At 68.0% G+C, this 11,775-nt stretch carries 1 protein-coding gene; it reads right to left on the bottom strand.

The window, feature by feature from the left end; translation table 11 throughout:
• Positions 1–57: 57 nt before the first annotated feature.
• Positions 58–11,775 (bottom strand): amino acid adenylation domain-containing protein (locus ABZ293_RS31675; protein WP_355186640.1); only part of this gene is annotated, 11,718 nt, incomplete at its 5' end.

The raw sequence follows: 11,775 nt of genomic DNA on the forward strand, positions 1-11,775 counted from the left end.
TTGCGGGTCGCTCGAAAAGATCAGCGGTAGCGATCGCTTGCGGGTCGCTCGAAAAGATCAGCGCAGGTAGTCGGCGAGGATCGGGCCGATCACCGCGAGAGCTTCGGGGCCGGTGAGCCTGTTGTGCTCCTCGCCGACCTGGTGGTCGACGATGCTTCCGGTGACGTAGTGCCGCCAGGTTTCCGCATTCGGGACGACGCCCGGTCGGCCGTTGATGCCGCTGAAGAAGATCAGGTCACCGTCGAAGACCTGCGGATGGTAGTCGGCGCCTTCCCGGATCAGCTGCTGGTAGTCGTAGTAGAGGTGTTCGAGATCCGCCGGGGTCAGGTCCGCGAAGGTGCCGCCGGCGGCGCGCAGCAGTTCGGCAGCGCGGTCGGCGAGCGCGGCGTCGGTATCACCGGTGCCCAGCAGTACGGGATCGATGCCGCCGAATTCGGCGAGCAGTGCCTGCGGTGGCGGCATCTCGACGGCGCTCTCCGGTTCCACATCGGCACGACCGTCCATGATGACCAGGGCCGATACCTCGGCGCCCCGACGCTGGAGTGCAACGGCGACGGCGTGCGCGATCGGGCCGCCGGCGGAATAGCCGAGCACGCGGTAGGGGCCCGCGGGCTGAGTCAGCAGGATCTGGTCGACGTAGCGGGCGGCGCGTTCGGTCAGGGTGATATCGGGTCGGACACCCTCGGCGAGGGCCGGTGACTGTAGGCCGTAGATCGGGTGGTCACCGTCGAGGTATTGCACCAAACCGGCGTAGCACCACGCCAATCCGATCGCGGGATGGACGCAGAACAGGCCGGGACCCGTGCCCGCCGCACGCAGTGGCAGCACGGTGCGCAGTGCCGGATCGACCCCTGGCTGCTCCCCTTCGATAATGCGCTGGGCAAGGACGGCGGGGGTCGGTTCGCCGAACATCCACTGCACCGGCATGGTGAAGCCGCTGCGCTCGCGGATTTCGGTGACGAGCCGGATGGCGACCATGGAAGTGCCGCCGAGTTCGAAGAAGTTGTCGTCCAATCCGATTCGGTCCGCGCCGAGCACGGCTTCGAAGGCCTCGACCACGAGATGTTCGGTGCTGGTGACCGGGGGGCGATACGGCAGGTCGGTACGCCGCATGGTCGTCGGCGGAGCCCGGTGCACGACTGTGCCCGGCGGTGCGGTGACATCGAGGTCGCCGATGACCACGGACGGGTCCGCGGTCACCTCCTCGAGTACCTGAACGAATTTGCGCGCCAAGGTCTGCGCGGTGGTCTCCTCGAACAGGTCGCGGGCGAAGGTCAGCGCTCCGGTGATCCCGGCGGGTGCGCCATCGGCGTCGAACTCCTCGGCCAGCATCCACTCCAGGTCGTATTTGGCGCCGACCGCGGCCAGCGACATCGGAGCGATCTCCAGGCCGGGCAGGCGAACCGGTTCGCGATCGAAGTTCTGGAACGCCAGGATCACCTGGAACAGCGGCGAATGCGCGGTCGACCTGGCCGGTGCGAACACTTCGATCAGCCGCTCGAAGGGCAGATCGGCATTGCCGAAGGCGTCCAGATCGGCGTCTTTGGTTGTGGCGAGTACGTTTTCGAAGGTCGCGTCCGGTTCGACCCGGGTGCGCAGCACCAGGGTATTGACGAACATGCCGACCAGGTCATCGAGTTCGCCGTCACCGCGCCCGGCGGTGACCGAACCGATCGCCACATCCGCCGCATCGGACAGCCTGGCGAGCAATACGGCGAGGGCGGCATGCGCCACCATGAATACGCTCGCGCCGTGCCAGCGTGCGGTCTCCCGAATCCGTTGCTGCACAGCGATATCGATATCGAACTCGACCATGCCCGCACGGTGGCTGGCCACCGCGGGGCGCGGATGGTCGGTGGGCAGCGCCGACACTTCCGGCAGTCCGTCCAGCGCGCCGCGCCAGTACTCCAACTGCCGGTGCGCCGCGCTGTCGGGATCATCGTCGGCACCGAGCAATTCGTACTGCCACAGTGCGTAATCGGCGTACTGCAAGGGCAATGGTGCCCACTGTGGTGCGCCACCGACCCGCCGCGCGGCGTAGGCCAGCAGCACATCACGGGTCAGCGGCGCCAATGACCAACCGTCCGAGGCGATGTGGTGCATGACGACGGTGAGGATCCAGCGCTGCGGCTCGAGGCGCAGCAGCCAGACGCGCACCGGCATTTCGCGGGTCAGATCGAAACCCTGGGCGGCGGCGCGGATGGTCAGCTCCACCGCGTTCTGCGTGCCGATATCGGCCAACACCACCGGTACCACGGCTTTCGCCGCCGGGAGGATGTCCTGATAGGGGTCGCCCACCGCATCCACCGGATAGACGGTGCGCAGCGATTCGTGCCGGTCCACCACATCCGCAATGGCCGCCCGGAGCGCGTCCAGTTCCAGCTCACCCTTGACCTCGACCGCGATCGGCACATTTTGGGCGGCCGAGCACGGATCGTAGCGATTGAGGAACCACATGCGCCGCTGCGCCGCCGACAGTGGGGTGTGCCGGGGTCGGTTGCGCGGTCCGGGCCGCGGGCCAGGTGGGGCGGCCCCGGCCCGGATCGCGTCGGCGAGATCGGCGACAGTGGGAGCATCGAAGACGGCGCGAACCGGAATCCGGGCATTGAGTGCAGCACCGAGCCGGGCGACAATGCGAGTGGCGATCAGTGAATTGCCGCCGAGGGCGAAGAAATTGTCATCGAGGCCGATGCGCGCGACTCCGAGCAATTCGCCGAAGGTCTCGGCAACCACTCGTTCGGTAGGCGTCTCGGGCGTGCGGTATCGACCGCCGCGCAGGTCTGGTGCGGGCAGCGCCCGGTGGTCGAGCTTTCCGCTCGCGGTGCGCGGCAGCTCGGGCAGCGCGATGACGAGCGCGGGCACCATATACGACGGAAGGCGCTGTGCCACAGTGCTCTTGATGATGTCGGGAGTGAATTCACTATCCGGCATCGGGACGATATAGCCGACGAGCAGTTCGCCGACCGCTGGATCGTGGTGCACGCACACCGCCGCTCGAGCCACCGCTGGGTCGGTGAGTAGCGCCGATTCGATCTCACCGAGTTCGATGCGCAGACCGCGCAGCTTCACCTGCTGATCCGAGCGGCCGAGGTAGTCCAGGTCGCGGCCGCGCCAGCGCACCAGATCGCCGGTGCGGTACATCCGCTCACCCGGCTGGCCGTACGGATCGGCGACGAATCGTGTCGCGGTCTGGCCGCCGTGCCCGTGATAGCCGCGGGCCAGTGCGATGCCCGCCAGGTACAGCTCACCGGCAACGCCTTCGGGCACCGGGTGTAGCCGGTCGTCGAGCACCAGCGCGGTCATACCCGCGATGGGGCCGCCGATGGTGACCTCCGCGCCCGTGCGCAGCGGGTTGCTGCCGGTCGCCCAAATGGTCGTCTCGGTGGGACCGTAATCATTGAAGTGCAGGCGATTCGGCGCGCTCCAGCGCGCGGCCAGTTCGGGCGGGCATCGTTCGCCGCCGGTAATGATCACGCGTAGTTCGTCGCATCCGGTCGGGTCGATCGAGGCGAGCGCCGACGGTGTCAGGGCGATATGCGAAATGCGTTCGCGCACTAGTAGTTCCGTGAGTTCCGGGCCGCCGAAGGCGCTAGGTCCCGCGATGACGAGGGTCGCTGCCGCGCCGACGGCGATCAGGAGTTCCAGGACCGCGGCGTCGAAACTCGGGGAGGCGACGTGCAGGACGCGCGAGGCGCTGGTGGTGCCGTTGCGATCACGCTGTGTCACCGCAAGGTTGGCGAGTCCGGTGTGGGTGACGACGACACCCTTGGGTCGGCCGGTCGAGCCGGAGGTGAACAGGACGTAGGCCGGGTGCGCTGGATATATCCGTCGGGGTTCGATCGGCGAATCCGATGTGGTGGTGAGAGATTCGATGACCTCGGGGTCATCGAGGGTCAGCCACCTGACAGCACCGGGCAGACGCTGCCCGATCGCGCTCCTGGTGATGCCGAGTGCTACACCCGAGTCCGCGATGATCTGTTCGATCCGCTCGGCCGGGTAGCCGGGATCGATGGGTACGAAGGCCGCCCCGGTTTTGGCGACCGACCAGACCGCGAGCACCGACTCGAGTGAGCGGCGCAGTGCCACCGCGACCAATGCCTCGGGGCACGCACCCGCCCCGATCAGCGCTCTGGCCAGCCGATTCGAGTGCGCATCGAGTTCGGCATAGGTCAGCGTCGCGGTGCCGTCGACCACCGCGACGCCCGCCGGATTCGCGGCGACCGCATCCGCGAGCAGGTCGGCGAGAACGCGCGGTGCTTGCGCGGTCCTGGTCCATCGCGCCAGCAGATCTCGGTGCTCGGCAGGTGCGAGCAATTCGATATCACCGACGGGTACCGTGGGATCGGCCACCACCGTGCGCAGCACCCGCAGCCAGCGCTCGGCCAGCTGCCCGACGGTGGCGCGGTCGAAGAGATCGGTGGCATAGGCGATCCGGATCCCCAGTCCGGACGAATTGGTCTCCGCCATCGTGATGCTCAGATCGAAACGGATGCTGCGCTGATCGAGTTCCAGTGCCTCGCCGCGCAGATCGGGCAGTGCGAGTTCGACCGGGGCGAGGTTCTGGTACACCAGCATGGTTTGGATCAAGGGGTGCCTGGCCGCCGAGCGGGTGGGTTCGAGCAGATCGACGAGCCGCTCGAAGGGCACATCGGCGTGGGCGAGCGCGTCGAGGTCGATGCGCCGTACTCGACCGAGTAGCTCGATGAATGGTTCCGCGGCATGTATTTCGGTCCGCAGCACCAGGGTATTGACGAACATGCCGACCACATCGTCGAGTTCGGCGGCGCCGCGCCCGGCGACAGGGGTGCCGATGGCGATATCGGTGGTGCCGCTCAGTCGCGCGAACAAGACCGCGAGTGCGCTGTGCAGTACCTGGAATCGGGTGCATTGGTTCGCGCTGGCGAGCGCGTCGAGCCCGGCGGTGAGTTCGGCACCGAGCTCGCGGTAGATCGTGGCTGCCCGCAGTGATGCGGTTGCCGGGCGGGGGCGATCGGCGGGCAGCGGCAATTGGTCGGGAAGTCCGTCGAGTGTGTCGGTCCAATACCGGATCTGCTGTGCCAGTGGCGATTCCGGATCCCGCTCGGAACCGAGACGCTCGTGCTGCCAGAGGGTGTAGTCGGCGTACTGCACCGGAAGCGGGGTCCAGTCGGGTGCCGCGCCATGCCGCCGGGCGGCGTAGGCGGTCATGACATCGCGGGCCAGTGGGCCCATCGATAGGCCGTCGGCACTGATGTGGTGGATCACCACCACCAGTACCTGGGTATCCGGTGTGAGCTGGAACAGCCGGATGCGCAGCGGCACCGCGGCGGTCACATCGAATCCCGCACCGACGCATGCCATGATCGCGCCGGGCAGTTCCTTATCGGCGACAGCGATCGGAACCAGCTCCGGCACAGCGGAATCCGTTGGCACGATGACCTGATATCCGACACCGTCGCGGGCCGGATACCTGGTCCGCAGTGATTCGTGCCGTTCCAGCACGTCACGCATGGCGGCTTCGAGGGCTGCCGGATCCACCTGGCCGGTAAGGCGCAGTGCGATCGGTACGTTGTAGGCGCCGGAATCCGGATCGTATTGGTTGACGAACCACATCCGCTGCTGCGCGGGTGACAGCGGAATCCGCTGTGGCCGTTGCCCACGGCGCAGACCGGTGGTGTCCATCGCGGCGGTGTCGCCGAGTGCCGCGGCAAGCGCCCGTACCGTCGGTTCTTCGAAGATCAGGCCGACCGGCACCGAGGTCACCAGGGCCGAGCCGAGCCTCGCCGCGACCCTGGTCGCCGATAGCGAATCGCCGCCGAGTGCGAAGAAGTCATCGCCCGCGCCGACCCGTTCGCGGCCGAGCACCGCACCGAAGATATCGGCGACAATGTGCTCCCGGCCGACCGGCTCGACGTAATCGGCCACCGCCGGTTCGAGTTCGGGCAGTGCACGCTGGTCGACCTTGCCGTTCGCGGTCAGCGGGAGCTTCCTCAGCACGGTGATAGTCGTGGGCACGAGGTATCTCGGCAGACGGTGCAACAAGTACTCGCGCAATTGTGCCGCCGTCAGGACGGCATCCCCGGTCGGCACCACATAGGTGGCCAGCACCTGATCTCCGGCCGGGCCTCGGCGCGGTATCGTGATCGCCGTCTCGACCCCGTGGCACTTGCGCAGCACGGCGTCGACCTCACCCGGCTCGACTCGGATGCCGTGCACTTTCAGCTGGGAGTCATTGCGCCCCAGGTACTCCAGTCGCCGTCGGGAGCTGCGACGGACCAGATCGCCGGTGCGGTACATCCGCTCGCCCGCCGCGCCGAACGGGTTCGCCACGAACCGCCGCGCCGACAGCCCTGGCTGTCCGACATAGCACCGAGCCAGTCCAGGCCCCATTACATACAGTTCGCCAGTCGCGCCGAGCGGGACCGGCCGCAACCACGAATCCAACACGGCCAGACCGGTTCCCGGCAGTGGTGCGCCGAGATCCACCGGCTCGTCCGGACATAACGGTCCGGTGCAGGTCGCCGCCACTGTCGTTTCCGCCGGACCATACGAGTTCAGCACTATCCGGCCGTTGCCGAGGCGCGCGGGCAGGTCGGGCGGGCACGGCTCGCCACCGATGACGAGCACCCGCACCCCGGCCATCGCGGTCGCGGGCACCGTGGCCAGCACTGCGGGCGGTATGAATACGTGAGTAGCGGCGGATTCGATGATCACCGCGGACAGTTCGGCACCGATACTCGCCGCTGGCGGCGCGATGACCAGGGTCGCTCCGCAGTAGAAGGTCGACAGCCACACCATGATGGCGGCATCGAAACTCGGGTTCATACAGTGCAGTACGCGGTCACCGGACCGGGCTCCGATGTGCGCGGCGGTACCGGCCACCAGCCCGCTCAGCCCGGCATGGGTGACCACCACGCCCTTCGGCGCTCCGGTCGAGCCGGAGGTGTACACGATGTAGGCCGGATGCCCCGCGCGCAATGGCCGGCGCGCCAGCGGAGTTGCCGTGCGGGCCGCGACGGCCGGATCGTCGAGCAGCAGCCACGACAGCGAATCGGGCAGCCGATCCCGCACCGCCGATACGGACAGCCCGCATAGCGCGCCGCAGTCGGCGGCGATATCCGCGAGACGCTGTGCGGGCTGTGTCGAATCGACCGGTACGAATGCCGCGCCCGTCTTCGCAACGGCCCAGACCGCGATCATGCATTCGGGTGAGCGTGGCACCGCGAGCAGCACAGCGGTTTCCGGTTTCGCACCGGCATCGATCAGGACCCTGGCCCATCGATTCGACTGCTCGTCGAGTTCACGGTAGGTCAATTCCGTTGTGCCATAACGTATCGCAACCCGATCCGGCCGCATTCCGCCCGCCAGGATATCGGGGAGCAGCAGCAGTGGCTGCGGACGCGCACGCAGCACATCGCCGGGCTCGGCTCCGCTCATCCCGATGACCAGCTGGTTCGGATCCGCCCCCATGCGCACGAATATCCGGGTCAGCCGATCCGCCAGCCGGTTGGTCTGGGCGGCATCGAAATACCGCGCCGAACTGTTCAGCACCAGACGCAGACGGTCCCTGCCGTGCGCCGCCAGCGACAGCGGATAGTGCGTACCGTCATGGGCGCGGAACCCGCTGATCCGTAGTGCGGCCCGCTGCGCGGCGGTCATGAGTGCCGCCGCATCCACCGGATACGACTCGAAGACGAGCGCGGTATCGAACAGCTGGCCGATCCCGGCCGCCGCCTGAATATCGGTGAGCCCCACCGTGTGCTGCTCGAGCAGCGCCGCCTGCTCGCGGTGCACGCGCGCCAGCAGGCCCGCGACCGACTCGTCGGGGGCGAGGGTGATCCGGACCGGAATGGTGTTCACCAGCATGCCGACAATGCGTTCGGCCCCTGCTAGACCGGGCGGACGTCCGGACACGGTCGCCCCGAAGACGATGTCGTGCTCACCCGTCAACTCCGCCAGCAGTAACGCCCACCCGACCTGCACGACCGTATTGAGCGTCACGCCATAGTCAGCGGTAATACGGTGGAGCGCGGACACATTCGATGCGGTCAACGCAACGTCGATTTTGTGCGTGGATTTCGGTGCCGAGTCGATGGCGGACCGCCCGACGGTCACCAGGGTCGGTCCCGCCAGACCGTCCAGCGCATCGGCCCATGCGGCGCGGGCGGCCGCATCGTCTCGGGCCGTGAGCCATTCCAGGTAATGGCGATAGGAGACCACCGGCGCGAATGCCGAACTATCGCCGTCTGTTTCGTACAGCGCGAGCAGCTCGCCGAACAGCAGCGGCATCGACCAGCCGTCGAGGATCAGATGGTGATTCGTGATCACCAACCGGACGTCGTCCTCGCCGCACCGAACGCACAGCATGCGTAGCAGCGGTGGCCGATCCGGGACAAAGGGTGTCGCCAGTTCCGTGTCGGCGAGTCGGTCGTAGTCCGCCGGAGCCGCCTCGATATAGGTCCACGGCATGGTTGCCTGCGCCAGTACCAGCTGGACCGGCGCATCGTCCCCGGCCAGGAATGCGGTGCGCAATACCTGGTGCCGCCGTACCAGCGCGTCGGCGGCCCGCGCCAGGCGCGCGGCGTCCACCGGGCCCTCGAACTGGATCACCGTCTGCACCGAGTACCCGTCGGTGCGACCGGCAGCCAGCTGCACGTGGAACAGCAGTCCCTGCTGCAGCGGTGCCAGCGGCCACACATCCTCGAATGCCGGGTACCGCGACTCCCATTCCTCGATCCGCTGTTGTGTGGCGGATACCAGCGGCAGATCCGAAGGGGTGAATCCACCCGCGTCCGGTGCGCGCAGCAGGTCCGCGAGCGCGGTCAGCTCCGATATCCATTGCCGTGCGATCACATCCACTTCGGCACCATCCAGCACCGCGGGCAGGAACTGCCAAACCGCCTGCAGGACCGGCCCGTCGGCGGTCTCTACGGTCACGGCATCGATCGTGACCGCACCGGCCGCGGGCAGTTCCTGATCCCCACTGCCCAGAGCATCGACAATCGAATCCGGCAGCCACGGCGTCCCCGTACCGACGGCAGCCACCTGACCGAGATAGTTGAACCCGAGCTGTGGCCACTGCCCTGACAACTGTTCCCGCCCAACCGGATTCAGATACCGCAACAACCCGAATCCGATACCGCCACGCGGTACCGCACGCAGTTGCTCTTTGACCGCCTGCAATGTCGCAGCGGGCGCACCCGCCGCCGCGACATGCAACCGCACCGGGAATTGACCGGTGAACCAACCCACCGTCCGCGAAAGTTCCGCCCCCGGCACCAACCCCTCATCGCGCCCGAGCCGCTCAACGCCCACCAACACCGGCCCTTGGTCCCCGCGCCACCGCGTCACCGCGGTCGCCAGGGCGCTCAATAACGCCTCCTCCACCCCACACCGGAACGCCTCCGGCAGCCGCTCGACGAGTGTCCTGCTCACCTCGACCGAGAGCCGCACTTCGGTCCGCTCGCGCCTGCCGGGCAGCTCGGGATCGACCCGACCGGGCAGCACAACCGGGTCGCCGTCGCGAGCATCGCATTGCCGCGCCCCGACGGCCGCATCACCGTGCCCGCTCGGCACCGCAGTGTCCAGCTCGCGGCGCTCGGACAGCGCAGCATCGTCTCTGCCCGGCGAGGCACCACGCTCATCGTCCGCAACGCGTGTGCGCATCAAGTCACCATGTGCCTCGGCAACACGATGACCGCGTGACATCCCGTCTGCGGAGTCGAGGCCGCGACCGCGCATCGGCGGATCGGGTGTGGCGAGCACCGTCGACCAGTAGGCCAACTCGTCGACCACGGAATCGTCGGCGGCGACCACGGCCAGTGCGTGCGCCCAGGTCCGCATCGACGTGCCGACGGGTGGGAGCACCGGCTCCGCACCCGCCGCGATCTGCCCCCACGCGACGATCAGATCGGCCAGCACGATCCGCCAGGACACCGCGTCGATCACCAGATGATGCGCGACGACGACGAGGCGACCGGCCCGCCCCGGTCCATCATCCAGCCACACCAGGGCCAGCATTACCCCATGCGCCGGATCGAGACGATCCGTGGCTTCCGCGATCACCCGCGCGACGCCGACCCGTTCCGGTGGATGGACCAGCAGGGTGTCGGCATCGACCGCACCGACCGGACGGACCTCGAGCTCGCCGTTCACGAGGATGGCGCGCAGCATGTCGTGCCGATCGAGCACGGCCTGCACGGTGCGCACCAGCGGCGTTCGCTCGATGCCGACCGGCAGGGTAAGGACCATCGTTTGGGCGAAGCGACGGATGTCGGTCGGCTGTTCGAGCAGCCAGGAGACGATCGGCGTGCGGGGTACCCGGCCGATGCCCGCGCCGGGTACTTCGTGCAGCACCGGACTGGTCTCGGCCCGGGTCGTGACGAATCCGGCCAGTTCGGCGGGGGTCGGGTGCTCGAAAACATCGCGGGGCGTGCAGATCAGGCCCGCGGCGCGAGCACGGGACACCAGTTGGATCGCCATGATCGAATCGCCGCCGAGGGCGAAGAACGACGATTCCGCGTCGACCGCAGGCGTGCCGAGGATCTCCGCGAACATCGTGCACAGCGTGCGTTCGGTTGCCGTACCCGCCGCGCGCACCGGGGCGGTATCGGCCGGTTCGGGTTCCGGCAGGGCGCGGCGGTCGATCTTGCCATTGCCGGTCAGCGGTAGCGCGTCCAATACCGTGATCGATCCAGGCACCAGATGTCCCGGCAGCCGGTGTGCGCAGTACTCGCGCACCGCCGAAATATCCAGGCGCACCGGGTTTTCCCGGTGCACAACCGGAACCACATACGATGCCAATATCGATCCGCCCGCGTCGGTGCGCCGCAATACCGTCACTGCGATCTCGACTCCCGGATGGGCGTCCAGCACGGCGTCCACTTCACCCGGCTCGACCCGCATACCGCGTAGCTTCACCTGGAAGTCCGTGCGGCCCAGGTATTCCAGCACCGAATCCGCGCGCTCGGACGCCCCGTTGCCGCTCGGATCGATCGGCCGACCGGCCTGCCAGCGGACCAGATCACCGGTCCGGTACATCCGAGTTCCGGCCGGGCCGACAGGATCGGCCACGAACCGCTCCGCGGTCATTGCCGCACGCCCTGCATAGCCCCTGGCCAGCGCGGACCCCACGATATACAGCTCACCGGCGACCCCGATCGGCACCGGGCGCAACCAGCGGTCCAGCACCAGCAATCCGGCCCCGGGCACCGGCCGACCCAAGCCGGACGGGCGCGCCAGCGTCAATGGCTCGGTGAAGGTCACTGCGACCGTGGTCTCGGTCGGCCCATAGGAATTCCGCAGCGTCCGCCCGACCCCGAACCGCGCCACCAACTCCGGCGGGCAGATATCACCGCCGGAAGACAGCGATCGCACCCCGTCCAACGAACCAGCGGGCAGGGTCGCCAATACCGCTGGCGTCGAATACATCTGCGTCACGCCGAAGTCGCGGACCAGCCGCGCCAGCTCACCACCGGCCGTGTGGTCCCCCTCCGCCACCACAAGTGTCGCACCGACCGAGAACGCGCCGAGCAACTCCAGCAGCGAGGCGTCGAAACTCGGATTCAAACAATGCAGGACCCGCGATCCCGGTCCGGCCCCGGACGAATCAGCGGCTGCGGCAACAAGTCCCGTCAACCCGGTATGGGTCGCCACAACCCCCTTCGGCACACCGGTCGACCCCGAAGTGAATACCACGTAGGCGGCCTGCTCTGCCCGCGCAACCCGGCACCCGCTGCCAGCAGCGGCAGCACGTCGGCCTCCGACGCACCCACCGCAACCATCGCCCCACCAGCA

It is taken from the genome of Nocardia sp. NPDC005998, from assembly GCF_040614395.1.
Classification (GTDB): domain Bacteria; phylum Actinomycetota; class Actinomycetes; order Mycobacteriales; family Mycobacteriaceae; genus Nocardia.